The 26,120-nt window shown below is 63.6% G+C and carries 20 protein-coding genes and 1 pseudogene; 13 read left to right on the top strand and 8 right to left on the bottom strand.

What is annotated here, in order from left to right; translation table 11 throughout:
* The first annotated feature begins 5 nt into the window (after nucleotides 1–5).
* The 5 genes from ACFX5Q_RS05120 (at nucleotide 6) to ACFX5Q_RS05100 (ending at nucleotide 5,239) form a co-directional block, all read left to right on the top strand.
* The gene (locus tag ACFX5Q_RS05120) at nucleotides 6–386 is read left to right on the top strand and encodes a response regulator (protein ID WP_404275906.1); all 381 of its coding nucleotides are present in this window, start codon (nucleotides 6–8) and stop codon (nucleotides 384–386) included.
* 254 nt (nucleotides 387–640) lie between these two features.
* Nucleotides 641–1,033 (top strand): response regulator transcription factor, encoded by a 393-nt coding sequence (locus ACFX5Q_RS05115; protein WP_404275904.1) that lies wholly within the window; start codon nucleotides 641–643, stop codon nucleotides 1,031–1,033.
* Entirely contained in the window at nucleotides 1,033–2,775 is a 1,743-nt protein-coding gene (locus tag ACFX5Q_RS05110) for a YaiO family outer membrane beta-barrel protein (RefSeq protein ID WP_404275902.1), read from the top strand. Before ACFX5Q_RS05115 ends, ACFX5Q_RS05110 begins: the two co-directional genes overlap by 1 nt.
* Nucleotides 2,776–2,777: 2 nt before the next feature.
* Nucleotides 2,778–3,815 carry a HEAT repeat domain-containing protein gene (locus ACFX5Q_RS05105; RefSeq protein ID WP_404275900.1) on the top strand — a complete coding sequence of 346 codons (1,038 nt, stop codon included), beginning with the start codon at nucleotides 2,778–2,780 and terminating at the stop codon, nucleotides 3,813–3,815.
* Nucleotides 3,815–5,239: a glycosyltransferase family 2 protein gene (locus ACFX5Q_RS05100; RefSeq protein WP_404275899.1), complete on the top strand. Its 1,425-nt coding sequence runs from the start codon at nucleotides 3,815–3,817 to the stop codon at nucleotides 5,237–5,239. The genes ACFX5Q_RS05105 and ACFX5Q_RS05100 overlap by 1 nt, the downstream gene beginning before the upstream one ends.
* 23 nt (nucleotides 5,240–5,262) lie before the next feature.
* Here the strand turns inward: ACFX5Q_RS05100 and ACFX5Q_RS05095 are convergent, their stop codons facing one another.
* The gene (locus ACFX5Q_RS05095; protein ID WP_404275897.1) at nucleotides 5,263–5,655 is read right to left on the bottom strand and encodes an Hpt domain-containing protein; all 393 of its coding nucleotides are present in this window, start codon (nucleotides 5,653–5,655) and stop codon (nucleotides 5,263–5,265) included.
* Nucleotides 5,652–6,194 (bottom strand): dihydrofolate reductase family protein, encoded by a 543-nt coding sequence (locus ACFX5Q_RS05090; RefSeq protein WP_404275896.1) that lies wholly within the window; start codon nucleotides 6,192–6,194, stop codon nucleotides 5,652–5,654. Before ACFX5Q_RS05090 ends, ACFX5Q_RS05095 begins: the two co-directional genes overlap by 4 nt.
* 546 nt (nucleotides 6,195–6,740) lie before the next feature.
* Here ACFX5Q_RS05090 and ACFX5Q_RS05085 point away from each other — a divergent pair.
* From ACFX5Q_RS05085 to ACFX5Q_RS05060, 6 genes and pseudogenes are all read left to right on the top strand, one after another.
* Entirely contained in the window at nucleotides 6,741–10,097 is a 3,357-nt protein-coding gene (locus tag ACFX5Q_RS05085) for an AAA family ATPase (protein ID WP_404275894.1), read from the top strand.
* Nucleotides 10,098–10,555: 458 nt separating this feature from the next.
* Nucleotides 10,556–11,605 carry a LacI family DNA-binding transcriptional regulator gene (locus ACFX5Q_RS05080; RefSeq protein WP_404275892.1) on the top strand — a complete coding sequence of 350 codons (1,050 nt, stop codon included), beginning with the start codon at nucleotides 10,556–10,558 and terminating at the stop codon, nucleotides 11,603–11,605.
* Nucleotides 11,606–11,678: 73 nt separating this feature from the next.
* Nucleotides 11,679–12,916, top strand: a pseudogene (locus tag ACFX5Q_RS05075) (ABC transporter substrate-binding protein).
* A gap of 347 nt (nucleotides 12,917–13,263) precedes the next feature.
* A complete protein-coding gene (locus ACFX5Q_RS05070) occupies nucleotides 13,264–14,190 on the top strand; it encodes a carbohydrate ABC transporter permease (RefSeq protein ID WP_404275890.1) in 927 nt (308 codons plus the stop codon).
* Complete coding sequence (locus tag ACFX5Q_RS05065) at nucleotides 14,190–15,047, top strand: carbohydrate ABC transporter permease (RefSeq protein ID WP_006205735.1); 858 nt, start codon at nucleotides 14,190–14,192, stop codon at nucleotides 15,045–15,047. The genes ACFX5Q_RS05070 and ACFX5Q_RS05065 overlap by 1 nt, the downstream gene beginning before the upstream one ends.
* A gap of 28 nt (nucleotides 15,048–15,075) precedes the next feature.
* Nucleotides 15,076–17,079: a glycoside hydrolase family 127 protein gene (locus tag ACFX5Q_RS05060; protein WP_404275889.1), complete on the top strand. Its 2,004-nt coding sequence runs from the start codon at nucleotides 15,076–15,078 to the stop codon at nucleotides 17,077–17,079.
* Between the two features lie 9 nt (nucleotides 17,080–17,088).
* Here ACFX5Q_RS05060 and ACFX5Q_RS05055 read toward each other — a convergent pair whose 3' ends face one another.
* From ACFX5Q_RS05055 to ACFX5Q_RS05040, 4 genes are all read right to left on the bottom strand, one after another.
* A complete protein-coding gene (locus tag ACFX5Q_RS05055; RefSeq protein ID WP_404275888.1) occupies nucleotides 17,089–17,889 on the bottom strand; it encodes an endonuclease/exonuclease/phosphatase family protein in 801 nt (266 codons plus the stop codon).
* Nucleotides 17,890–17,926: 37 nt separating this feature from the next.
* A complete protein-coding gene (locus tag ACFX5Q_RS05050) occupies nucleotides 17,927–19,387 on the bottom strand; it encodes a phosphatidylserine/phosphatidylglycerophosphate/cardiolipin synthase family protein (protein ID WP_404275886.1) in 1,461 nt (486 codons plus the stop codon).
* Nucleotides 19,388–19,468: 81 nt separating this feature from the next.
* The gene (locus ACFX5Q_RS05045; RefSeq protein WP_404275885.1) at nucleotides 19,469–20,260 is read right to left on the bottom strand and encodes a DUF1194 domain-containing protein; all 792 of its coding nucleotides are present in this window, start codon (nucleotides 20,258–20,260) and stop codon (nucleotides 19,469–19,471) included.
* A 54-nt stretch (nucleotides 20,261–20,314) separates the two neighbouring features.
* Nucleotides 20,315–21,307, bottom strand: coding sequence for a DMT family transporter (locus tag ACFX5Q_RS05040; RefSeq protein ID WP_404275935.1), 993 nt, complete (start codon nucleotides 21,305–21,307; stop codon nucleotides 20,315–20,317).
* A 161-nt stretch (nucleotides 21,308–21,468) separates the two neighbouring features.
* On the opposite strand from ACFX5Q_RS05040, the gene ACFX5Q_RS05035 reads away from it, so the two are divergent.
* Nucleotides 21,469–23,442: a BTAD domain-containing putative transcriptional regulator gene (locus ACFX5Q_RS05035; RefSeq protein ID WP_404275883.1), complete on the top strand. Its 1,974-nt coding sequence runs from the start codon at nucleotides 21,469–21,471 to the stop codon at nucleotides 23,440–23,442.
* A gap of 91 nt (nucleotides 23,443–23,533) precedes the next feature.
* On the opposite strand, the gene efp is transcribed toward ACFX5Q_RS05035, so the two are convergent.
* Nucleotides 23,534–24,103, bottom strand: coding sequence for an elongation factor P (gene efp / locus ACFX5Q_RS05030; RefSeq protein WP_404275882.1), 570 nt, complete (start codon nucleotides 24,101–24,103; stop codon nucleotides 23,534–23,536).
* Between the two features lie 140 nt (nucleotides 24,104–24,243).
* Between efp and epmA the strand changes: the two genes are divergently transcribed.
* Nucleotides 24,244–25,284, top strand: coding sequence for an EF-P lysine aminoacylase EpmA (gene epmA / locus ACFX5Q_RS05025; protein ID WP_404275880.1), 1,041 nt, complete (start codon nucleotides 24,244–24,246; stop codon nucleotides 25,282–25,284).
* 6 nt (nucleotides 25,285–25,290) lie between these two features.
* Here epmA and ACFX5Q_RS05020 read toward each other — a convergent pair whose 3' ends face one another.
* On the bottom strand, nucleotides 25,291–26,118 hold the full coding sequence (locus ACFX5Q_RS05020) for an ABC transporter permease (protein WP_404275879.1): 828 nt from the start codon (nucleotides 26,116–26,118) through the stop codon (nucleotides 25,291–25,293).
* Nucleotides 26,119–26,120: the final 2 nt, after the last annotated feature.

Raw genomic sequence — 26,120 nt, 5'->3', positions numbered from 1 at the left:
TGCTGATGCCCGCAAGGATCCTGTATGTGGATGACGAGGACGATATCCGCGAAATTGCGCAGATGTCGCTGGAGCTCGAGCCGGATTTCGAGGTGCGGTCCTGTTCCTCGGGCATGCAGGCGCTGGCCGATGCCGCTGAATGGCAACCCGACCTCATTCTGCTCGATGTGATGATGCCGGACATGGACGGGCCGGAGACGCTGAAACGGCTGGCCGAATCCGGGCCGACGGCGTCGATACCCGTGGTGTTCATCACCGCGCGCACCCAGACGCATGAGGTCGAACGCTATCTGGCAATGGGGGCGGTAGGGGTGATCGCCAAGCCGTTCGACCCGCTTGCGCTTGCCGGTGAAGTCAAGAATTTGCTTGCGCTTAGCCGGAGATGACGGGCTGGCTTGTCCGCAGCCTGTGCGATGCCGTTCACGCTCCTATACCATGCGGCCTTATTCATCTACTGATTGTGCTGAGGCGCAGCCGTCTCGAATCAGGTTGTCTATGATCGCGCGGCATCGGCGGTCGTCGGCGAGAGATTCGAGAGGAATGTGTCTGTCTGCGTGAACCGCGTTGGCGGATGTCGGTTCATGGGATCAATCACTCCGGGGGGCTAGCGGCATACGAGGCGCGAACCGGAGCAAGGCTGGTGAACGGAGCGAAGGCAAGAGTTCTGATTTGCGATGATGATCCCTTGTTGCTCGAACTGATGGAATTCAGGCTCAGGGCGAAGGGATACGAGGTCATCAAGGCGGTAGACGGGGCCGAAGCGCTCTCTAAGGCGGAGCATGACGCGCCGGACATCATCGTGCTCGACGCGATGATGCCCAAGGCCGACGGCCTGGAAGTGCTTGCCCGCATCAAGGGCGATCCGGCTTTGTCCGAAACCCCGGTCGTCATGCTGACCGCCCGCAAGGGCGAAAAAGACATCGTCTCGGCCCTTGAGAAGGGAGCGGACGACTACCTTGTTAAGCCTTTCATTCCCGAGGAACTGCTGGCCCGGCTTGCGCGTCTGCTCGCGCGGAAGAGCGGGAGACGCTGATGCGGCGCGGCCGGCGCGCCACCATTGCCGCATGCGTATTCCTGGCGGTTGCCGCTGCGCCTGCCGCGGCGCTGGCCCAGACGGTCGACGAACTGTACGCTTCCGGCGTCAAGGCCAGGCAAGCCCAGAATTTCGACGAGGCGGCGGACCTGCTTCGGCGTGCGCTGGCGCTCAAGCCCGACAATGCCGACGCCCTGGTGCAACTCGGCTTCGCCGAGCTCGGCCGCAACGATCTGCCGGCGGCGCGCGAGGCCTTTTCCAAGGCGCTTTCACTGGCGCCGGCCTATCTGGACGCCAGCTTCGGCATGGCCCAGATCGAATTCCGCTCCGGCAATCTCGACGCCGCGCTGCCGCTGGCCGAAAAGGTCTCGCGTGCCGCACCCGGCAATACCGACGCGGCCGCGCTTGTCGCCAACATCCGCAAGGCCCAGCAGGCCAGCAGCAAGGCGAAGCCTGCAGCCGCGACCGCGGGGAAGCCACGCCTTCCGCGGCCGGATCCCGTTGCCGGCCTGATGGAGGAGGGCCGGAGATTGCGGGCGTCGGGAGAGTTGCCTGAGGCGGAGAAGGCTTATCGCCGCGCGCTCCGGCTGGCGCCAAAAAACACCGACATTCTCGTCGCCCTTGGCCTCGTCGCGGGTTCCCAGCAGAAATTCGACGAGGCCGGGCATTTCTTCGACCAGGCGCTGGCCATAGAGCCGGGCCTTCTCGACGCCCGTTTGGGTAAGGTCCGCCTGGCGATCTGGCAGGGCGACGTGCCGGGCGCCCTCGCGATGATCGACGACGTGCTCGGCACCGCGCCGGAAAATGTCGAGGCGCTCGGCCTCGACGCACGGATTTCCCTGCTCGAGCAGAATTACGCGCGGGCCGAGCAGTCGTTTCAGAGGGTGCTGGCGATCGATCCGCGCAATGCCGAGGCTCTGGTGGGGATCGGCGATGTGCGCCGCGCCCGTGGCGACGACGGCGCCGCGCGCGACGCCTACCGGCAGGCGCTTGCCCTCGAACCCGGCTCGCGCGACATCGAGCAGAGGCTGGCCGCGCCGCCGCCGCGCAAATGGCGGTTCGATCTCGGCAGCGAAGTGAGCGATCTCACCGACGGGCTTGGCGACTGGACCGACAGTTCGGCCGGCCTTGCCTATCGGCTCACCCCACGGACGACGATTTCGGGCCGCACCCGGGTGGCGACCCGCTACGGTCGCACCGACGTTCAGATCGAAGGCCGCATCGACCAGGCTTTCTCGCCCACGGTTTCCGCCTATGCGCTGGCGGCGGCGACGCCGGATGCCGACTTTTTGGCGCGCTATTCGATCGGTGCCGGCGCTTCGTGGCAGATCATGGCGCCGGCCAAGGCCTTCGGCCCGTTCTCGCTCAACATCGACACCCGCTACGACGATTTCGCCAACGCCGAGATCACCACGATCTCGCCCTGGGTGCAGGCCTATGTCCTGGATGGCCGGCTGGGACTTTCGGCCCGATGGGTGCACGCGGCCGACGATATCGGCACGCGCGCCGACGGCTATGTGCTGCGGGCCGATCTTGCGCTCACGCCGGGCGTCAATGTGTTCGGTGGCTACGCGGATGCCCCCGAAATCTCCGATGGCACGCTGGTCCCGACGCGCACCGTCTTTGGCGGCATCTCCTGGGACGTCACCGACCCGCTGACGCTGCGCGCCAGCCTCGCCCATGAGCAACGCCCGACATTCGACCGAACCATATTCGGGCTCGGCCTTACCACGCGGTTCTGATCATGTTGTACATCTGGCACCTGTCCATCCTGCTCAGTGTCCTTTCCCTGGCGATCATGCTTCTGCTGATCGTGCGCCGGGTGCTGCACGAGCGCCGGGGGACGGCGGACGCCGATCAGCGGCGCTCTCTTCTGACGGCGCTGATCGCCTTCACCGAAAACCGGGATCGCGAAGCATTGAAGGCGGCGCTGCTCGCGGTGCCGGCGAGGGTGGCGACCGATGCCGGCTTCGAGTTCATTTCCCTGTTGCGCGGCGAGGAACATGACGAACTCCTTGCAGCCTTCAACGAATGCGGGCTGCCGGCGCTTGTTGGCACCCAGCTGGAAAAAGGCAACGGCGCCGAACGCATCCACGCGGCCGAGATGCTGGCGGCGCTGCGTTCGGAGAACGCGGTGGCGAGCCTGCTTTCGGCGCTCGACCGCGACCGCTCGCGCGAGGTCAGGATCGCGGTGGCCATCGCGCTCTGCGATGTCGGCGCCTTGCCGCCGCTCGTCATAACGCTGCGCAAGATCGGCGTGGCGGGGCAGCGCTCGCGGCGCCTGATCGAGCTTTTCAGGCGCTTTCCGCCAAAGCGGTTCGACGAGCTCAGGGATTATGCCGGGCGTCAGGACGCGGTGCCTTTCATAAGGGCGGCCGCGATCGACGCACTTGCCCGCGCCGGCGGCTTCCAGTTCGGCGAGTTCTTTGCCCGCACGGCCGGCGATGGGTCGCCGGAGGTTGCCGCCGCCGCATTGCGGGCGCTCGGCCTGACCGGACATGCCAACGCACCGGCCATTCTGGTCAAGGCGATGGAAAACAATGGCTGGGACGTGCGTGCCGACGCCGCCGACGCCGCCGGCCGCCTCGGCCTGTCCGAACTCGCCGCGCCGCTCGCGCAACTGTTGGACGACGAGGCATGGATCGTGCGCTATGCCGCTGCCAACGCGCTGCGCTCGTTCGGCCAACAGGGAGAAGAGGTGCTGCGCGTGATTGCCGCCAGCGAGGTCTCGCGCAGCCAGCGCACGGCCTCCCTGATCCTTGCCGAGGGGCCGGCCGCCTGATGTTCGACTGGAGCCAAGAGATCGTCCTGGTTGCCTCCATCCTGTCCTGGTTCATCATCGTGACGGGACTGGCGCAGACGGCGGTTTACCTGCTGCAGCTCATCATCGCCGGCTATGCGCTGTCCAAGCGCCCGCCGGTCGCGCGTTCGGCGCTGCTGTGGCATCGCTATGGCGACGTCGCGCCGCCGATCGCGCTGCTGGTGCCCGCCTACAATGAGGAAGTGAACGTGGTCGAGAGCGTGCATTCGATGCTGGCGCTCGAATATCCGAATTTCGAGGTGATCGTCATCAACGACGGCTCCAAGGACCAGACGCTGCAGCGCCTTATCGAAGGCTTCAAGCTGGTGAAGTTCCACCGGCCCTATGAGGAGGCGCTCACACACAAGCCGATCCGCGGCCTCTATTCCTCGCCGATGACCGAACGGCTGTTCGTGGTCGACAAGGAAAATGGCGGCAAGGCCGATGCCCAGAATGCCGGCATCAATGTCTGCCGCGCGCCGCTGTTCTGCGTGATCGACGGCGATTCCATCCTCGAACCCGATGCGCTGATGCGCGCCGCCCAGCCCTTTATCGACGATCCCGAGCGCACCATCGCCGTGGGCGGCACGATCCGCATCGCCAACGGCTCGAGGATCGAAGGCGGCAGGGTGCGCGAGGTCCGGCTGCCGCACCGGCTGCTGCCGCTGCTGCAGGTGGTCGAATATTTGCGCGCCTTCCTCATGGCGCGGCTTGCCTGGAGCCGCATCAACACGCTGATGCTGGTGTCTGGCGCCTTCGGCCTGTTCCGGCGCGCGGAAGTGGTGGCGGTTGGCGGCTTCACCAGTGGTTCGATGGGTGAGGACCTGGACCTCGTGATCAAGCTGCACCGCCACATGATGGATACCAAACGCAAATACAGCATCCAGTTCATTCCGGAGCCGGTGTGCTGGACCGAAGCGCCGGAAACGCTGCGCGTTCTGGCAAGGCAGCGCACGCGCTGGCAGCGCGGCGCGCTCGAATGCTTCTTCCGCTACCGCTCCATGCTCTTCAACCCCCGCTATGGGCGTGTCGGCTTCCTCGGCTTTGGCCACATACTGGTCGTCGACGTGCTCGGGCCGATATCGGAGGTGCTGGGCTATGTGCTGATCCCGGCCTTCTGGCTGCTCGGCATCCTTTCGACCGAATATCTGCTGGCGTTCACGTCGCTGGTGTTCACCTATGGCGTTTGCGTGAGCGTGTGTTCGCTGGTCCTCGAAGAGGCCGAGCTTCGGCGTTTTCCGCGCGCGCGGGACCTCGCCGTGCTGACGGCCGTGGCCGTGTTCGAGAATTTCGGCTATCGCCAGCTCAACAATTTCTGGCGCGTGAAGGGCTGGTGGCAGTATCTGCGCGCCGACCAGAGCTGGGGCGAGATGACCAGGACCGGCCTGACCGGCCCGAAGAAGTGAACAGGGCAGGGCGTCGCCAATTTCTAATCTACGGCCCGCTCGATCTCGGCGATCAGCGCGTCGAGCGCCAGACCTGTCTCAGTGGCATCCGCTTGCGCGATCAGCAGCGTCTCCAGCGCGGACGCCCGCGCGCTGATATCCGGAAAGCCGAACGTCCCGCCCGCACCCGCCAGCGAGTGAGCGATCCTGACCAGAGGATCGTCGGCACTTCGCCCTGATAGCCGTTCATCCGCCATCACCTTCAGCTCAGCGAGCTGATCGGCGCACCGGGCCAGAAAACGAAGCCGCAAAGGGCCAAATGGATCGTTTGAAATGGGAACGCTACTCCACGCCGCAATGCCGCATTCAAACAGAAATCCGGACGGGTTGAAACACCAGCCGGCCTCGGGCACGGCTGCTGTTGCAGCGCGCGTCACGGCTTCGCCGTCACCGGCGCATATTCGAGCGCCACCACGCCGTTGCTGAATGGCGTGGCCGAGATCAGCGCGAGCGGCACTTTCTCGCCGGGCGGGAACAGCGGCTTGCCCTGGCCGACGGCGCCGGGATAGAGGAGCAGCCTGACGCGGTCGACCAGGCCATGGCGCAGCAATTCCTGCGCGACGCTGAGGCTGCCATGCACATAGATGTTGCCGCCGCTGCCCTGCTTCAGCGTGCTGACTGCTTCCGGCAGCTGGCCCTCGAGCAGTTCGGCCGGTTTCCAGTCGAGCGCCTTCAGGCTGGTGGAAGCGACATATTTCGGCAACGCGTTGAACCGCTCGGCAAAATCTCCGGTTTCGCTCGGCCAAGAGCCGGCAAAGATCTCATAGGTCGTGCGCCCCAAAAGCATGGCGCCGCTGTCGGCAAGCTCATCCTCCTTGAACCTTTGCATCTCGTCGTTCCAGGTCACGCCAGGCAGCTTCTCGACCTCGGCAATGCCATCGACGCTGATGAACTCGGTGACGATGAGTTTTCGCATGGCGCTCTCCTTTGGTCAGAGGACGGATGGCGCGGGCGTTTTGCGACACGCTCTGTGAAAGATAGCGCGGCGCTTTGGTTTTTTTGGCCGATGTCAGGCTCAAGCGTCGACCTCAGTCGACCTGGTGCTTAGCGTCACCTCCAAGTGGGCACGAGAAGCGCGTGGGGTGAGGGGAAGCATTGGTGGGTGGTCTGGGCTCGTTTGTCCGCTACCGCCGCTTTTGACCCAACGCCGACTTACGCAGCGCGCGACGTCAACGACCGCTTTGCGCCAGGGCGGCCGGTTTTGGCCGGAAGCGGACCGCCAGCTCCCAGCAGCGAGATCTATAAAAGCTGACATTCAGTTCTGCGCGAGCAGCGTCCTGATCTGACCCAAGGCTGCCGTTCAGTCTCGCGATCTTGAAGGTCCGGAAAAGCGGTGCGAGCCGACATTCGCCCAGGCCACCTTGGGTGTGTGTTTGCTCCGAAAGCGAAGATATGAATTGTAGAGTGTTGCTGTCCGGCGCGCGACGGTCGTGATAGATTTCCGGCCAGCGAGGTTAGCATCATGCCGGAGATCGCCTCTTGGCTGGCCCGCCTTGGGCTCGACAAGTACATTGAGGCGTTCACCGCGAACGAAGTTGATTTCGATGCACTTCGGCATCTCACGGAAGATGACCTGAGGGAGCTGGGCCTACCCGTCGGCCCGCGTCGCAAGGTTCTGGCGGCGATTTCCGCATTGGACGACGACACCATGTCGCCTGCGAGTTCCGTGTCCGCTCCGGTATCAGCGGCGCCTGTACGCGAGGCCGAGCGGCGGCACCTGACCGTGGTGTTCATCGACCTCGTGGGGTCGACCGAGCTGTCACAGCGGCTCGATCCGGAGGAAATGCGCGACGTCATCCGTGCCTACCAGAGTGCGGTGTCGGCCGAGATTGCACACTACGAGGGTTATGTTGCCAAGCTCATGGGCGATGGCGTGCTCGCCTATTTCGGCTGGCCCAGGGCGCATGAAGACGATGCTGAACGGGCAGTGCGCGCAAGCCTGGCGGCAGCAGCGGCGACCGCTAACCTGACGACGCCATCGGGCGAACCTCTTGCAGCCCGCATTGGCATCGCCACCGGCCTTGTCGTGGTCGGCGACCTGGTTGGCGAAGGGTCAGCGCAGGAAGAAGCCGTCGTCGGTGAAACGCCCAACCTTGCGGCACGCATGCAGGCCCTGGCCGAGCCGAACACCGTCGTGATTGCCGGCGGCACGCACAGGCTGGTCGTCGGGTTGTTCGACATGATCGATCTAGGCCGCCGCCAGCTCAAGGGCTTCGCAACTCCCATCCGCGCCTGGCGCATTATCGGCGAGGCCGACACGGAGGGGCGCTTTGATGCGCTGCATGGAGTTGCGACGCCTCTGGTGGGGCGATCCGAGGAACTCGAGCTTCTGCTTCAACGCTGGCAGCAGGCTCGGGCAGGAAACGGCCAGGCGGTATTGCTGTCTGGTGAACCGGGCATCGGCAAATCGCGACTGATAGCCGCGCTGGAAGAGCGATTGAGCGCCGAGCCGCACGCCCGGTTGCGCTATTTCTGTTCGCCCTACCACCTGAACACCGCGCTCTACCCGGTGATCAAGCAGCTCGAGCGTGCTGCGGGACTGGTGCGCAGCGACAGTTCGGAGACGAAGCTCGACAAGCTCCAGACTCTGTTGGGACAGGCTGTCCCCGACATTGCCGAAACGGTACCATTGTTGGCGGAGTTGCTGTCGATCGACACCCTTGGCCGCTATGCGCCCCTGAAGCTGACGCCGCAGGCGCGTAAATCACGTACGCTGACAACCCTGCTCCAACTACTCGAAGGATTCGCGGCGCGACAGCCGGTTCTGATGATTATCGAGGATGCCCATTGGATCGACCCGACGACCAGCGAATGGCTCGACATGCTGATCGACGGCCTACAAAGCGTGCCGGTTCTTCTCATCATAACCTTCCGCCCTGAGTTCAAGCCACGGTGGACGCCGCTATCGTACGTCACCGCGGTATCGCTCAGCCGCCTTGATCACGATCAGGGATCAGCGATCGTCGACCGGGTGGCTGGTGGCAAGATGCTGCCCACGGACGTTAGAAACCAAATTCTGGCCAAGACCGAGGGCGTGCCCCTATTCGTCGAAGAACTGACGAAGACTGTTCTCGAGTCCGGCCTCCTTACCGATGAAGGCGACCACTATGTCCTGTCGCGGACGTTGCCCTTCCTTGCGATCCCGTCGACGCTGCACGATTCGTTGATGGCTCGCCTCGACCGGCTCGCTCCGGTCAAGGAGGTGGCACAGATCGGCGCCTGCATCGGCCGTGTCTTCCAGCATCGTCTGCTGGCTGCTGTGACCGGCTACGATAATGCCCGGCTCGAGGGCATCCTGCAGCAACTTGAAAAGTCCGAACTCGTTTTTCGGCGCGGCGTCCCGCCCGAGGCGACCTACACGTTCAAGCATGCATTGGTCCAGGACACTGCCTATCAGAGCCTGCTGAAAAGCCGGCGGCAACACATCCACGCCAGCATCGCGTCAGAGCTGGAGGCGCAGTTCCGCGAGATCGTCGAGGCCGAACCTGAGACGCTGGCGTACCACTACGCTGCCGGCGGCCTTCCTCAGCAAGCCGTCGACTTTTGGCTGAAGGCTGGCCAACAAGCCCTGAAGCGATCGGCCCATCCTGAGGCGATTGCCAACTTAGGCAAGGGACTCGAACTGGTTGCGTCCTTGCCGGACGCAGAGAGTCGCCTGCGACAGGAGATTCATCTCCAGACGGCATTGGGCGTGACCATGATGGCAACCAGGGGCTTTGCAGCGACGGAGGTCCTGCAGGCCTTCTCCGAAGCCCGTACGCTTTCCGAGAAACTGGGTGATACGGACCAGTTGTTCGTCGCGCTCTGTGGTGAAGCCTCGTACCACATGATTTCCGGCAATTTGCCCGCCGCTGACGAACTCGGCGTTCAGTGCCTGGATCTCGCGCGGGCATCCGGCGACCAGACCCTACTCCTCGAGGCACATCATCGGCAATGGGCCACCAAATACTACATCGGAGACTATACTGCCGCCGAACACCATTTAGATTATGGTATCGCGACCTACGATCCCGATCGGGATCATCGCTTGACTTACATCTATACCGGACACGACCCAGGCGTCTGCTGCAGGAACTTTTCTGCGCTGATGCTTTGGCTTCGCGGTTATCCTGACCAAGCCCTTGTCCGTTGCCAAGAAGCCGTAACCTTGGCCGAACGAGTATCTCATCCCTTTACGATGGCGATGGCGCAGTCGATCTTCACCGACCTTCATCTCTTGCGGCGCGAACCCGCCGAAGGGCGCCGCTATCTAGAGAAATCAATCGCGCTGTCAAAGGAATTCGGCCTGCGGCGCGAGATGTCCGAGGGCAGATTCCAACTCGGCTGGGCGCTCGCTGAAGAGGGGCATTTGGTGGATGGCATCCGGGAGATGCGCGAGGGACTTGCAGCTATCACAGCGATGGGTGCGGAAGCTGGCTTGCAACACAACCTCTGTGTTCTGGCGCGGGCCTGCGGCGAGTGTGGTGGGGCAAGCGAAGGGCTGCCTCTATTGGATAGGGCGTTGAATATCGTCGCAGAGTTCGGTTCGAAACATCTTGTGCCTGAGCTGTTCCGCACCAAGGGTGAACTCCTGCTCCAGCAAAATCCCCAAGATGATACCGCCGAAAGCTGGTTCCGAAAGGCCCTGATCCTAGCCTGTGACCAAGGCACGAAATCGCTGGAGTTGCGGACGGCTCTTAGCCTCGCGCGGCTGTGCCACGCTCGGGACCGAGACGGAGAGGCTCGCGACCTGCTGACTCCTGTATATGCTTGGTTTACCGAAGGTTTCGATACGCGCGACCTCGTCGAAGCAAAGGAACTACTCGATCAATTTAGATAGATGCACTTTCAGAAGCACCAAGATCAAACTGAGAACGCCTCGTTGTTTGTATTGTCTCGACGATAAGAACTAATCTCCGGGGCGTCTGAATAGGGTCAAAATCACCTCACATCGCCTTCGGCGTCGAAGACCGCTCTGCATCAACGAGTGGCCGTTCCTTCCGCCACAAGCGAATGGCAAACTTTGGGCGCAACTGTGACCTCTACTATGGTCCCCAGCGATGGCTGCTTTCAGGCAGTGGCGAAGCTGACCTCTACGGCCGCCATCAGGCGCGAAGCGGTCGTCTCGGACACGCCCATACCCAAGTTATCCCCCTTGCCATCCCCAAATCCTTCCCCTAATCTCCCTCTGAGAAAACCTTTTCCCAAATCACCCCGCATCCGCTGACCTCACCAATCAGCACCTCGCAGGGCGATAAGAGAAAACCTTTTCCCAACTAAGGGAATTCGCCACCCACCATGTCCTCCGACGCCTCGCCAGCGCCCGCCAAGACACCGGTCACCTTGCGTCAGGTGGCCGCGTCCGCCGGCGTCAGCGTCGCGACCGCGTCGAAGGCGCTGAACGGGCAGGGGCGGATGACGGCCGAGACGCGCGAGCGTATTCGCGAGACGGCGCAGCGGCTGGGTTTTCGGCCGAACAGCCTGGCGCAGAGCCTGTTGCGCCGGCGCTCCTTCACCGTCGGGCTGCTCACCAACGATACCTATGGCCGCTTCTCGCTGCCGCTGATGTCCGGCGTTTCCGATGCGCTGGTCGATGCCGGCGTCTCGGTGTTCCTGTGCAATGTCGAGGACGACATGCTGCTCGCCCAGTTGCATGTCGAGGCCATGCTCGACAAGCGCGTCGACGGCATCATCGCCACCGGCAAGCGCATCGACCGCCATCTCCCGGTCGATCTCGCCAATCTGCGCATTCCGGTGATCTATGCCTTCACCCAGCCCGATCCCGACGCCGTCGGCTTCGAATCCGACGATGCCGGCGGCGCGCGGCTGGCGGTCGAGCATTTCTGCCGGCTGGGGCGCAGGCGCATTGCGCATGTCACCGGTCCGGCGAGCTTCGCCGTGGTGCATGAGCGTGCCCGGGCCTATCGCGAGGTGCTTGCCGAGCACGGCCTGCCGGTTGCCGAGCCGCTGCTCGGCGCCTGGTCGGAAGCATGGGGACATGAGGCGGTGGCAAAACTGTTCGACGGCAAGGCGGGCGGGGCAGGGACGCCAGACGCCGTCTTTTGCGGCAACGACCAGATCGCGCGCGGCGTCATCGATGCGCTGCGCGAGCGCGGCATAGGCGTGCCCGACGATGTCGGCGTCATCGGCTTCGACAATTGGGAGATCGTGGCCGAGGCAACGCGCCCGCCGCTGACCTCGGTCGACATGAACCTTTCAGCCCTTGGCCGCGAGGCCGGGCTCGCTCTGCTTTCGCTCGTCGGCGGCCAGGTGGCCGCGCCGGGCATCAGGAAACTGCCGTGCCGGCTGGTGGTGCGTCAGTCATGCGGCCGTCCACCGGGCGGCTGAGACAGGCCGCTGCTTGCCCCGTGAACCGGGCGGCGCGGCCGAACAGGGAGAAGAACCTATGAGGAGGAAGACCATGAAGACCATGATAGCCGGGCTCGCTCTTGCCGCGAGCATCTTTGCCTTGCCCGCAATGGCCGCCGACACCGCCAACATCTGGGTTCGCGCCGACGGCTCGAACTTCATGCCGCGCATCGTCGATGCCTTCAACAAGGCGCATGAGAACCAGATCAAGCTCGACATCATCCCCAATGCCGAGATCATCCCGAAATATGGCGCAGCGCCGGCGGCACCGCGCCCGACGCGCTGTCGCTCGACCTGATTTACACGCCGGCTTTTTCCGCCGCCGGCCAGTTGGAAGACATCACTGACTGGGCGAAGTCGCTGCCTTATTTCGCCAGCCTGTCGCCGGCCCATGTCAAGACCGGCACCTACAAGGGCCGCATCTACGGCCTGCCGTTCTCGGCCGACAGCTCGGTGCTGATCTGGAACAAAAAACTGTTCAAGCAGGCCGGGCTCGATCCCGAAAAGGGCCCGACCAACTGGGCCGAGATCGAAGCCGACGCCGAAAAGGTCAACGCGCTCGGCGGCGACATCAAGGGCTTCTATTTCTCCGGCAATTGCGGCGGCTGCAACATCTTCACCTTCACGCCGCTGATCTGGGCCTCGGGCGGCGATATCCTGAGCGAAGATGGCTCCAAGGCGACGCTGGACAGTCCGCAGCTGCGCGGCGCCATCGACCTCTACCGCTCGATGGTCAAGAAGGACCTGGTGCCGGCCGGCGCGCAGACCGACACCGGCTCCAATTTCTTTGCCGCCTTTGCCGCCGGCAATATCGGCATCACGCCGTCGGGCGCCTTCGCCATCGGCGCTTTGAACACGCAGTACCCGAATGTCGATTATGGCGTCACCTTCCTGCCGGGCAAGGATGGCGGCTGGTCGTCCTTTGCCGGCGGCGACAATTTCGTCGTCACCAAGGGCACCAAGAAACTCGCCGTGGTGAAGGAGTTTCTGGACTTCGCCTATTCGCTGGAAGGCCAGACCATTTTGGCGAAATACGGCAGCCTGCCGGTGCGCGGCGACATCGCCAAGGAGGCGCTCAAGGATCTCGATCCGCGCTACCAGATCGCCGCCGAAGCCATGGCCAAGGGCCGCACGCCCTATACGGTGGTGTTCAACGATCTGATCAACTCCGCCAACGGCCCGTGGACGCAGATGGTCAACGAGGTCTTCTTCGGCGACGATGTCGACGGCGCGATTTCGAACGCGCAGGAGACCATGCAGTCGATCATCGACCAGGCGCCGCAGAAATAAGGACTGGCTGGACGGCAGGGTGGCGCAACGCCCTGCCGTCCAAGGTCCTGACCCGGCCGCCCGCCCCGTCTCCCTGGCCGGGCGGCCGGACATCGCATCGCTAACGGTAGGATTGTCGCGTTGAGGAAGCTTACTTGCATTGCCGGCTCGAGGCGCCGCGCGGTTCGCCCTTCCTTCTCCCCTTGTGGGAGAAGGTGGCCGAGCGAAGCTCGGTCGGATGAGGGGTGCTCCAGCTTGGCGATACGTTCGAAATCGCCGCCGCCTCATTCCTTCCAGCACCCCTCATCCGTCTCGGCGCTGCGCGCCGATCCACCTTCTCCCACAGGGGGAGAAGGGAAGGCCCAGCCATGACCACCATCACCGCAACCTCCGCTCCAGCCCGCCCCAGGAAACTGGTCGGCGCCGGGCGTCGGCAATGGGTCGGCCTGCTCTATGTCGCGCCGGCGGTGGCGCTGGTCGTGGTGTTCTTCATCATCCCGCTCGGCATGACGGCGTGGATGTCGCTGCACAACTGGCCGCTGATGGGCGAGCACAGCTTCATCGGCCTTGCCAATTACTGGGCGATCCTGCGCGACACCAGGTTCTGGAACGCGCTGCGCTTCACCGGCTGGTACACGCTGGTGGTGACGATCGCGATCTTCGCGGTTGCCTTTCCGCTGGCGCTGTTCATCGAGCGTCCGCGGCGGCTCACCGGGTTCTACCGCACGTCCTTCTTCATGCCGGCCGTCATCGGCTTCGCTTCGGCGAGCCTGCTCTGGTCGTGGCTCTTGAATGTCGATTCCGGCCTGTTCAGCCCGGCCGCCTTCGACCTCGGCCTGACCGCAAAGAAGGTCAACCTTCTGGCCACCTTCCAGCCGGCCTTCTGGTCGATCATCGCCATGGTCGTGTGGAAGGTGGCGGGCTTCACAATGATCATCCTGATGACCGGCCTGCAGTCGATCCCGACCGACTTGCAGGAGGCGGCGATGATCGACGGGGCAGGGGCGTTCGCCCGCTTCCGGGCGATCACGCTGCCGCTGATGCGCCGCACGCTGGCACTGGCGCTGATCCTGTCGGTCGCAGGATCCATCCTCGCCTTCGACCAGTTCTACATCATCCTGCGCGGCGGCCCGCGCAACCAGACGCTGACCGCCGTCTACTGGATCTTCAACCAGTCGTTCGTCTCGTTCAAGCTGGGCTATGGCGCGGCACTGTCGATGATCCTGCTCGCCATCCTGGTCGCGCTCAGCACGATCCAGCTCTGGCTGCTGCGCAAACCCGAGGGGGTCGACTGATGGCGCAGGCACGCAGCCGCAGCAGCCGCTTGCGCCTCGGCATCGCCGAGCACGCCACCGGCATGATCGCCTCGGTGCTGTTCCTGGCGCCGATCGTCTGGACCGTGCTGTCGGCCTTCAAGCCCTCGCAGGAGGCGCGCCTGCCGCCGCTGCCGCCCTGGCCGACGACAGGCTTCTCGGTCGAGAACTACGGCACGCTCAACACCTTCGGCGACGGGCTCTGGCTGCCGGCGCAAAACAGCATCTATGTCTCGGTGATGACGGTGGTGTTCTCCGTCATCGTCAGCGTGCTCGCCGGCTACGGCTTCTCGCGCTTCCGCTTTCCGTTCAAGGACCTGCTCTTCGTCGTCATCCTGTCGACGATCATGATCCCGTTCCAGTCGATCCTGACGCCGATCTTTCTGGTGCTGACCAAGATCGGCCTGCACAACACGCTGACCGGGCTGGTCTGCGTCTATGTCACGCTGCAGCTGCCGTTCTCGATCTTCATGATGCGCAATGCCTTCGACGCGGTGCCGCGCGAGATCGAGGAAGCCGCGCGCATGGACGGCGCCAACAACGTCACCATGCTGATCAGGGTGATGCTGCCGCTGGTCTGGCCGGGCATCGTCACCATCGCGCTGTTCGCCTTCCTCGGCGCCTGGAACGAATTCCTGGCGGCCCTGGTGCTGATGACCGACCAGTCGAAATTTACGCTGCCGATCATGATGACGGCGCTGCAGTCCGGCCGCTTCGGCGCCATCGACTGGGGCGCGGTGCAGGCGGGCGTCACCGTGATGATGGTGCCGTGCCTGATCCTCTTCCTCTTGCTGCAGCGCTTCTACATCCGCGGCCTGATGGCAGGGGCCGTGAAATGACCAATCGCATTCGAACGGAGTTGAATTGATGACCGCAACGCAATCCGCCAAACAACCCGCCAGCAAGACCGTCACCTCGGGCAAGCCGATGCTCGCCTTCCGGCCGCTGCCGGTGCCGCAGGTCGATGTGCGCGGCTTCTGGGGCGACCGCGTCGATGCGGTGGCCTCGCGCACCGCCGACATCCTCTACGAGCGCTGCGTTGCCGCGCGCATGCTGGAGCAGATCGACCCCGACCGGCCATCGCCGGGTGTCGTCATCCCGTTCCACTCGCCGTCGCCCGACGAAGTCTCCTTCACCGGCAACGAGTTCACCGGCTCGACGGTGACCACCCAGATGTTCTGGGATTCCGATTGGGGCAAGACGATCGAGACCGCGGCCTACTCGCTCTACCGCCGCCGCAACGATGCGCTGGAGGCCAAGATCGACACCGTCATCGACATGTACGGCAAACTGCAGCAGCCCGACGGCTATCTGTCGAGCTGGTATCAGCGCATCCAGCCGGGCTTGCGCTGGACCAATTTGCGCGACTGCCACGAACTCTATTGCGCCGGTCATCTGATCGAGGGCGCCGTCGCCTATTATCAGGCCACGGGCAAGCGCAAGCTGCTCGACATCATGTGCCGCTATGTCGACCACATCGCCGACACCTTCGGTCCCGAGCCCGGCAAGAAGAAGGGCTATTGCGGCCATGAGGAGATCGAGCTGGCGCTGGTCAAGCTTTCGCGGGTCACCGGCGAGCAAAAGTACATGGATCTGGCAAAGTACTTCATCGACCAGCGTGGACAGCAGCCGCATTATTTCGACGAGGAGGCGCGCGCCCGCGGCGCCGACCCGAAGGCCTATCATTTCAAGACCTACGAATACAACCAGTCGCACAGGCCGGTGCGCGAGCAGGACAAGGTCGTCGGCCACGCGGTGCGGGCGACGTACCTTTTCTCCGGCATGGCCGATATCGCCACCGAATATGGCGACGACACGCTCAGGGTGGCGCTTGATCGTCTGTGGGACGACCTGACCACCAAGAACCTCTACATCACCGGCGGTATCGGGCCGTCGGCGCACAATGAGGGTTTTACCGCCGACTATGATCTCCCCAACGAGACCGCCTATGCCGAGACCTGCGCCTCGGTCGGGCTGGTGTTCTGGGCGAGCCGCATGCTCGGCATGGGGCCCAACGCGCGCTACGCCGACATGATGGAGCGGGCGCTCTACAACGGCTCGATCTCCGGCCTGTCGCTCGACGGCTCGCTGTTCTTCTACGAAAACCCGCTGGAAAGCCGCGGCAGGCACAACCGCTGGAAATGGCACCGCTGCCCGTGCTGCCCGCCCAATATCGGCCGCATGGTCGCTTCGATCGGCAGCTATTTCTACGGCCTCTCGGACGATGCCTTGGCCGTCCACCTCTATGGCGACTCGACCACCCGCTTCGAGATCAAGGGAGGGCAGGTCGAGCTCGTCCAGACCAGCAACTATCCCTGGGATGGCGCCGTCTCGATCCGCGTCGAGCCGGCGGCGCCGGTCGAGTTTACGCTTCACCTGCGCGTACCGTCCTGGTGCCGCAAGGCGGCGCTCAGGGTCAATGGCGCCGCTGTTGATCTGGGGAGCGTGACCAGGGACGGCTATGCCGCGATCCAGCGCGAATGGCAGCGCGGCGATCGCGTCGAGCTCGAGCTCGACATGTCGATCGCCCGGCTCTTCGCCAACCCCGAAGTTCGCCAGGATATCGGCCGCGTCGCACTTGCCCGCGGTCCGCTGATCTACTGCGTCGAGGCGACCGACAATGCCGGCCAGCTGCACCGCATCACCTTGCCGCGCACGGCCGAGATCGAGGCGCATACCGAGCCAAACGTGCTAGGCGGTGTCGTGACGCTTTCGGCCACCGGCAGCAGGGAGGCGGCCGAGAACTGGGACAGCGGCCTCTACCGCACCGATGCGCCTGCCGTGGAGGAGACAAAGCTTACGGCGGTTCCCTACTACGCCTGGGACAATCGCGAGCCCGGCGAGATGCTGGTCTGGCTGCGGGACGGATGAGGCGCTGCGTTAGAGGTGCACGAAAGCCGTAAGCGGCAGATGATCGGAGGCGACCCGTGACAGCGGCGTGTCATGGGCTTCCACCGACGAGATCATCCCGTGCCGGTTTGCCATGATCCGGTCGAGCGCGAGCAGCGGCAGGCTCGATGGAAAGGTGGGAACCGCCGGCGGCGACGGCCCGAAAGTCGTATGCAGCGTGTTCAGCGCGGAACGGTTGCCGAGCCGCCATTCGTTGAGGTCGCCGAGCAGCAGCGTCGGCTTTTCGTCCGGGCTGTTCATGATATCGAGCACGACGCGCGCCTGTTCGGAGCGTGAGCGGCGCAGCAAGCCGAGATGCGCGGCGATGACACGCAGCGTCCGTTTTTCGTCCATGTCGATTTCGGCTACCAGCGCCCCGCGCGGCTCGAGCCCCGGCAGCTTTATCTGGTGGACATCGCGAACCGTGCCGCGCTTGAACAAAAGGACGTTGCCGTGCCAGCCGTGCCCCTTGCCGTTTCCGGACACCGGCACGGGCACCAGGCCGGTCTCCATTTCGAGACGCCCAAGATCGAGAAGCCCGGCGCGGTCGCCGAAACGGTTGTCGGCCTCCTGCAGCGCCATGACATCAGGGCAGATTTCCCGGATGACGCGGACAATTCGTTCGGGGTCGAATTTTCTGTCGACGCCAACGCATTTGTGGACGTTGTAGGATGCGACCAGCGCACTGGCGCCGTCCACAGGCTCGCGCGGCTCGGTCCTCGTCGTCCGGGATTTTCGGCGGCGAATGGACAGGAGCATGTTCTCGGGAAGGCTGCGGCCGGTTCTCTTCATCGTGTCTGCTGCTCGTCTTCCCCAGATATAGGTCCGGCTAGAGATAAGGCGATCCCAACCACAGCACCCGGTCGAACAGGCGAACGATGAATGGCCGGGCCTTCAAGGCGTCGAGCGTCACTTGTGTCGCGGATTGAATTGCCGATCCGATACGCGCGTCGATCTCGGCGGCAAAGCCTGCATCCAGAACCTCCATGTCGATCTCGAAGTTCAGCCTGAGCGACCGGGCGTCGAGGTTGGAGGAACCTATATAGGCCCACACCCCATCGACCGACAGCAACTTCGAATGATCGAACGCCCCCGCGTGGCGCCACACGCGGCAATAGTGCTTCAGCACCTGGTCGAACTGCGCCGTCATGGCGCGGTCGACGAGGAAGAGGTTGTTCACCGCTGGCACGACGATGTCGATCTCGACGCCGCGCCGGGCTGCCGTGGTCAGCGCGCTGATCAGTTCCCGGTCCGGCAGGAAATAGGGCGACATGATGCGGATCGATTTGCGGGCGACGGAAAATGCCCCCATCAGCAATTTGTGGTTCGTCTCGATACTGGCATCCGGCCCCGACGCCACCGCCCGCACCAGCATAGGCTGATCGGGAGGCGGCAAGGGTTTTTCCACATGCCATGTCTCGCCCTTCAGCGCCTCGTTGCCGGCAAAACGCCAATCCTCGGCGGCAACCGAAAAGAGGTCGGCCACGACCGGTCCGGTGACCTGGAAATGCGTATCCCCAGCGCTGGTGGAACCCGCGAATTCGGCTGAGAATCCCTTTCGGATGTTCATGCCTCCCGTGAATGCCACCATGCCGTCGACAACCAGGATTTTCCTGTGCGTTCTCAGATTGGCATAGGGAAGTCGCAGGCCCATGACGATGTTGCCATTGAAGAGATCGACGGTGACGTTGGCCTCTCGCAGGAGCTTCAGGATGCTGGGGACCGAGTAGCGCACACCAACGGCATCGATCAACACGCGAACGCTGACGCCCCTGCGGACCGCTCCGGCCAGCGAGTCGACGAAAAGCCGCCCGACATCGTCATTGTCGAAGATGTAGGTCTCGAGAAGGATGCTGCGTTGCGCATCGTCGATCGCCCGGCACATCACGGCATAGGCTTCGTCACCGGTCTTCAAGATCGTGATTGTGTTTCCCGACGTCAGGGCGCGCCGCGCCACTCTGTCGCCCAATGTCTTCAGTCCGGCGAAACGCTGGCCGTAGCGCTCGAAGATCAGCTCTTCGCTGGCGATGTCGCGCTCGCGCTCTGCAGTTGCCGTCTCACCGGCGGTCGGCCGCTGCGCGCTGATCGTTGCACGACGGATACGGTTTATGCCGGCTACGGTGTAGATGATCGCGCCGAGGAATGGCGACAGCAGCATAACGCCCACCCAGCCGGTTGCCGCGCGCACGTCTTCCTTTGTCATGATGGCATGAGCGATGCCGACGGCCGCCATCGCCACCGAAATGATCAAGATAAGCTGAGGCCAGTGACTCACTATGGTCTGCAACATCGGCAGGACTATTGAGCGAGCGGCCTCAGAAGGCAATGCAGCGGATCAAATCCGGCTGCTGGGGCCGATGAGGGAGTAGGCTTAGTCTTGCATATGCGGAACCACGGGTGTGATGAGTCCCCATCCACTTGTGGCGGCAGGGGCTGCGTTCATGCTTACTTCCGTCACCAGCTTCCGGCGAAGGGCCTTGATGTAGTCGTTTGGCCCCGTCGGCGATATGACGAAGGCTTGGGAGCCGCCAATGACCGATCGGGCAAAGTAGGATGCCAACGGTTGCTCCGGGTTCTCGCCTTCCGTTGGAATGGCGATTGCATTGATCGTGTATCCCTTGGTGATGGCGTTCAGCCTGCTCGGCTGAACCGGAAGCCCGTCGTTGTTCTCGCCATTGGAAGAGATGTCGATCACTTTCTTCATCGCGTTTCCAGGAAACTGATCGAGCAGGAGACTTCCGACGTCGATGGCCGAGGAAACCGATGTTCCGCCTCGGCCTCTGCGGGTATAGCCGGTATCGCCCTTCTTGCTGATCACCGCCGCCGCTGCCTTGGCATCTTCGAGCCCGCAGATCCTTGTCCACGGCAGCACAATGCGCGTGTGCCCGGGGCTCGACCATTCAAAATAGGCCACCCCGATGCAGCCAAGATAATTTCGGGTGATGGCGGCAATGATCTCGGGCGAAGTAAGTGCCGCGGCATGTCCCTCGCGCTGCAGGTCGGCAATCTTCGGGTCAATCGAGGACGAGAAATCGACGGCGAACACGATCGCCACATCGACATTGGAGGCATGTGCCGGCAGCCCCCCAAACATCGACGCCGCAAGCAACGTTGCCAGTCTCAGGAATGAGGGACCGGCTTCCTCGGACACACGTTCGAACATGGTACTCTCCATTTCAACAACGGGCTGTTTTTCGAGGTGGTCAATGCACGGCAATCAAGACGAGCGCAGCGAGGAAGGGTCTCGGTAAGGAGCATGGCGTGCCTCCTCTTGACCGGGATTGGCGGCGGCGAAGGCTGGCACCGGAGCGTCGAATGGTTGAATCGGATCGGTCTGCAGGGGCGCACGTGCCTGCGGCGTTCGGTTCGACATTGCGACCGACAGGATCGCGCCGAGAATGATCGCGCCCCCCAATGCGCCTGCTGGCGAGGTCTGCTCCCCGAGGAAGATCGCCGCGCCTAGCGCGCCGAAGACGCTTTCGGCACTGACGATCACGGCGGCATGGCTGGCCGAGGTGTAGCGCAGGGCGACAATCTGTATGCCGAAAGCAAATGCGGTGGAGAATATACCGAGGACCGCCAGTTCCGGGCCGGCTGCAAATGCAGCGGCCATCGACAAATTGCCGTGCATTGCCCCGAGCGGCAGGGCGAAGGCGGCGGCGCCGAGGAACTGTGTCGCCGCGGCGGTGAATGGCCGCCCGTGGGTCTGCATATGCCGGCCAAGCTCGACCGTCCAGAGCGCATAACAGGCAGCCGACAGGACAGCGGTGAGATCGCCAGCGCTGAAACCGGCGATCCCGCCGGACAAGAGCAGGGCACCGACTACGGTCAATCCGGCGGCGAATGTCAGACTGGCTGTCGGACGTTCGCCGATAAGTAGCCACGCAGCCAGCGGCGTCATCACCGTTGCCGTGCTTATCAGAAAGCTTGCATTCGTGACGGTGGCGCCGAGATAGCAAAGCTGCTGAAGCATGATGGAGATGGCAAACAGCGCCCCCACTCTGGCCAGGCTGGCAAGATGGCCCGCCCCGACCGGCAGTCGCCTTTCAGTCAGGACAAAGGGCAGCACAAGCAGCCCGCCGATCAGGCAGCGCAGACCAACGGCACTCAGCGCATCGAGGTGGTCGAGCACCGTCTTTTGCGCGACATTTCCGAAGCCCCACAAGGCGGCGGCAAACAGGAGCAGCAAATTGGCTCTAAGCTTTGACATCCGCCGCCCCCTCGGGCCAAAGCCTGCCGCAGGCTCAGTCACCCCTAATTCAGCGAAGTCTAATCGACCGACCGTCACGAGAGCGCTTGAGGCGCGGCTCTACTGTTTGCGAAGCGTTAGTTTTGAGTTAGAATTTCGTCACGAGGGAAGCTGTTAAGCAAATGCAAGATGCGGATGGCGTCACTGCAAGTAGAATCTCGCTTTTCGGCGGTTTCCGGATTGAAAAGGAGGCTGTCGGCCCACTCTGGCTGACCGGGAAGCGAGGCCCCGCGATCATTGCCTATCTGGCCCGCTGTCCGGGTATGTCGGCGACAAGGGAAAGGCTTGCTGACCTGCTATGGGGCGATAGCGATAGCGAGCACTCACGCAACAGCCTGCGGCAAACCCTCAGCGTCCTGCGCCGGGATTTGTCACGAGCGGGGGTGGATCTCATTCATTCCCGCAAGGAGTTGATCGGCCTCAGGCCGGATGCGGTTCGCGTCGACGTCGGGGAGTTCGAATCCGGCCTCTCAGCCCGTTCCGCACCGGAACTCGAGACTGCTCTGGCGCTTTGCACCGGGCCATTTCTCGATGGCTTTTACCTGGGAAGCAACGCTTTCGATGAATGGGCGGCATCGGAACGCGAAAGACTTTTGAGCCGCGCGCTGGAGTCGATGGAAAAGCTTGCCCGGCTGGTGGACGCTGAAAGCGGACTGGCCGTGGCTGATCGAATTCTGGCCATGGAGCCGACGCGGGAGGAAGCCTATCGGCTGAAGATGGAACTGCTGGTCGCGTGCGGCCAACGTGACAAGGCGTCGCGAACATTCGAGGCTTGCAGAAGCATCCTGAAAAAGGAGTTTGGTGTCGACGTCAGCCCCGAGACGCGGGCGCTTTGGCAGTCTCTCTCTGCTGCCGACGTCTCATCAGGCCAGCAATCGGTCAATGGTGCTCCGGCCGTTCAGCACACCGGGCGTCCGTCCATCAGCGTCGCCGACTTCGTCAATCTGACCGGAGAGCGAGGCGACGATTTCTTCGCCAAGGGCCTCGTTCATGACATCACCACGGCGCTTTCGGAGGTGGCCAGCTACATCGTCATCTCAGGGCTATCGCCGCTCGAGAAGAGTGGCGAGGAATCCAGGGCGTCGGCTCCAAGGGCCCGTTACATGCTCAGCGGCAGTGTCCAGAGATCCGGGGACGAACTGAGGGTGAACGTCCAACTTGTCGACGCTGCCGGTGGTCACAATGTCTGGGCCCAAAAATTCGACGGTCACTTCGAGAATGCCCTCGCGTTCCAGGACAGGATCGCTCAATCGGTTGTGCTGGCCGTGATCCTCGAACTTCAACTGACCAACTGGAAAGTGCGCGACAAGAGCCCGCCCGGCCCGCCCGAAGTGCGCAGGTTGGTGAACGAAGCGCTCATGAAGTATTTCGAGATGACTCGAGACTCACTCCTGGCCGGGATAGAGCTCGCCGAGAAGGCACTTTCGCTTAGCCCCGACAATGCCCGTGCCAAGCGGACGCTCTCGATCTTGATCTCCATGGGCGTGGCTTTTGGCGCGTTGTCTCGGGAGCAGGGTCAAATCGAGCATGCGCTGGCACTTGCGGAAGATGCGGTGAGGGCGGTGCCGGACGACGAGATTGCCCGGTGCATCCTGTCTTTTGCTCTCGAAAGCGCCGGCCGTATCGACGAGGCGATCGCCGAATGCCGGCATGCGATTAGTCTCAACCCAAGCTATCCCAGCGGCCACGGTGATATTTCGATGCTCTTCGCCTTGCGCGGTCAGCTCAGCGAAGCCGTGCGCGAGGCCAACGAGGCGATCCGGCTCGGAACGCATGACGTCATCGACTTCTGGCGTCACCACGGCCTGGTTGTGGCGCTGTTCGCCGCTGGTGACGATCGGCGGGCGCTCGAAGTCGCCCGCAAGGTGGTCAGGACCAAGCCGGGCTTCGTTCGTGGCGCCCTTTATTGGGCCGCGGCCGCGTCGGCGACCGGTAACAACGAAGAGGCTTCCCGGGCCATCCATCATTGCCTGTCACAGCTTCCACATCTCAATCTGGGCAATGTCTGCCCTGGCTTTTTGCCGCGCTATATGAAGGACCATCATCACTCCCGGCTGCTTGAAATGCTGTCGAGAGCAGGTCTTCCGAGTTCCTAAATCCTCCAAGTGCAGCCGGTCGTGCCGACGCGCATTGGCTCGAATGAATGAGCGTCATCGAGAATTCATCGGGGGAGGGAGGCCTCGCGCCTCAGTCCTTGGCGCGCTCCACATAGGCACCGTCGGCCGTCATCACCACAACGCGTGTACCGGCGCTGATGTGCGGCGGCACCGCCGTGCGCACGCCGTTGGAGAGCATGGCGGGCTTGTAGGACGAGGAGGCCGTCTGGCCCTTTGTCACCGGTTCGGTCTCGACCACCTCGAAGGTGGCGCGCTGCGGCAGCACCAGCGAGATCGCGATGCCGTTGAACTGCGAGACCTGCACCGGCATGCCTTCCTGCAGATAGGGTGCGGCGTCGCCGACCACGCCCTCCGACACCGCCACCTGGTCGTAGGTTTCCGGGTTCATGAAATGATAGCCTTCGCCGTCGGCGTAAAGGAAGGTGTGCTCGCGCTCCTCGACATAGGCGCGCTCGACCTGCTCGGTGGTCCGGTAGCGCTCGGAAACCTTTACCCCGTCGCCGATGCGGCGCATGTCGAGCTGGGTCACGGGCGTACCCTTGCCAGGGTGGATGTTTTCGGCAAAGAGGATCACATAGAGCTTGCCGTCCTTATCGACGACGTTGCCTTTGCGTAGGGAACTGGCGATGACCTTCACCACGGGGAACAATCCTAAAGTTTGTTGGCCTGAAAGAGCCGATTGGCACAAATCGGCTGCGAGAGCCGTCCGCTGCGGCCTAGCGCATCTTGGTCCGAACCGCCAGCCCCCACTGCACGTCCATTGCCGATGAGCCTGGCCCGATGATCACCGCTTCGCCCTGGTGGACGCCCGACGTCCACGCCGACCGCCGGCCGCGGCTGATCCAGCGCAACGCGATCGCAGCCTCCATGCGCGACTGGTTCGCGCGGCGCGACTTCATCGAAGTCACCACCGCGGCGTTGCAGGTCTCGCCCGGCAACGAGGCGCATCTGTCGGCCTTCGCCACCGAGGTGATCGGGCCGGACGCCGTACGCTCGCCGCTCTATCTCCACACCTCGCCGGAATTCGCCTGCAAGAAGCTGCTTGCCGCCGGCGAGCAGCGCATCTTCAGCCTGGGTGCCGTCTGGCGCAACCGCGAGCGCGGCCCCTTGCACCATCCCGAATTCACCATGCTCGAATGGTACCGGGTCGGCGAGACCTATGAGAGCCTGATGGCCGACTGTGCTGCGCTGCTGGCGCTGGCGGCCGAGCGTGCCGGTGCAAAAACCTTCCGCTTTCGCGGCCGCGAGGCCGACCCGTTCGCCGAGCCGGAGCGCCTGAGCGTCGCCGACGCGTTTTCGCGTTATGCCGGCATCGACCTGCTCGCCACGGTCGCCGCGGATGGCAGCACCGACCGCGCCGCCCTGCATGACGCCCTGGTCAAGGCAGGCTTGCGCACCGCGTTCGACGACAACTGGGCCGACCTGTTCAGCCGGGTGATGGTGGAAAAGGTCGAGCCGGCGCTGGGGCAGGGACGGGCCACCATTCTTTACGGCTATCCGATCTCGGAGGCCGCGCTCGCCCGGCCGAGTGCCGCCGACCCGCGCGTTGCCGAACGCTTCGAGCTCTATTGCTGCGGCGTCGAACTCGCCAACGCTTTCGGCGAACTCACTGATCCGGCCGAGCAGCGTCGCCGCTTTGCCGCCGAAATGGACGAGAAGGAGCGCGTTTATGGCGAGCGCTATCCGCTGGACGAGGATTTTCTCTCGGCTCTCGCCATCATGCCGCAGGCGAGCGGTTCGGCCCTGGGCTTCGACCGGCTGGTCATGCTCGCCACCGGCGCGCTCAGGATCGACGACGTGATCTGGACGCCTGTCGCCTGAAACGGGCTATGCGCGCGTGCCTGGCCGCTTCTGGCCGCGCCGCGCCAGAATATTGGCCACGACCAGCAGCACGATCGACAGGCCCATCATCAGCGTCGCGGCGGCGGTGATCGCGGGCGAGAGTTTTTCGCGCAAGCCAATGAACATTTCGAGCGGCATGGTGCGCTGGTTGGCGCTGGCCAGGAACTGCACCACGACCACCTCGTCGAACGAGGTGACGAAGGCGAACGCCGCGCCCGAGAGTACGCCGGGCAGGATCAGCGGCAGCATCACCTTGAAGAACGACCGCACCGGCCTGGCTCCCGAGATCGCTGCGGCGCGCATCAGATTGCGGTCGAAGCCGGTCAGGCTCGCCGCCACGGTGACGACGACGAAGGGGCTGGCAAGTGCCGTATGCGCCAGGATGATACCGGCATAGGTGCTGGCCAGCCCGACGCGGGCGTAGAACAGATACGAGCCGACGGCGGTGATCACCACCGGCACGATCAGCGGCGACAAAAGCAGCGGCATGACGATGCGGCGTCCCGGGAATTTTTCGTCGGCCAGAGCGATCGCCGTCATTGTGCCGAGCGTCGTGGCGATCAGCGTCGTGCCGAAGGCGACCAGCAGGCTGTTGCCGATCGCCGACTGCCAGCGCTGGGTGCCGAGCACGACCTCGTACCAGCGCGTCGAAATGCCTTCGAGCGGAAAGATGAAGAAGGAGCCGCTGTTGAACGACAGCGGCACCGGAATGAGGATCGGCACCAGCAGGAACAGGATCACCAGCCCGCACCACAGCCACAACAGCCCGATGCGGATGCGCTCGCCGGTGGTCGGATAGGGAGACAGCATCATGG

The sequence above is a fragment of the Mesorhizobium sp. IMUNJ 23033 genome, assembly GCF_044778005.1.
Lineage (GTDB): Bacteria > Pseudomonadota > Alphaproteobacteria > Rhizobiales > Rhizobiaceae > Mesorhizobium > Mesorhizobium amorphae_A.
This window is presented reverse-complemented; position numbering and strand designations above follow the sequence as displayed.